The 262-nt window shown below is 24.4% G+C and carries 1 protein-coding gene; it reads right to left on the bottom strand.

Going from position 1 to position 262, the window contains the following annotated elements:
- Nucleotides 1-48: 48 nt before the first annotated feature.
- The coding region (locus ACEWL1_RS12150) for a deoxynucleoside kinase (RefSeq protein WP_409233566.1) at nt 49-262 on the bottom strand (214 nt) is incomplete at its 5' end.

Here is a 262-nt window from a genome sequence, read left to right as displayed (position 1 = left end):
ATAATCATCTTTATTGTTCACAAAATCTAATTCAGAAACATCAATAGTTTAAGTGTTAAGGTCTTGTTGGTTTTTAATAAAATTACTATAACCATTGTGTATTTTTTTTAGGTAATCTGATGTAATATTCTGCTCATATTCTCTACCTCTTTTTTTGATATTTTTAATTAATCGGTCTGTGTTTTGATACACATAGACATATAAATCTGGCTTAGTAATTTCTTTATACATTAAATCAAACATTTTTCTGTAAAGCAAGTAT

The organism is Polaribacter gochangensis, from assembly GCF_046224025.1.
GTDB lineage: Bacteria > Bacteroidota > Bacteroidia > Flavobacteriales > Flavobacteriaceae > Polaribacter > Polaribacter gochangensis.
The sequence above is the reverse complement of the archived record's forward strand: the minus strand, read 5'-3'. Positions and strand labels throughout refer to the sequence as shown.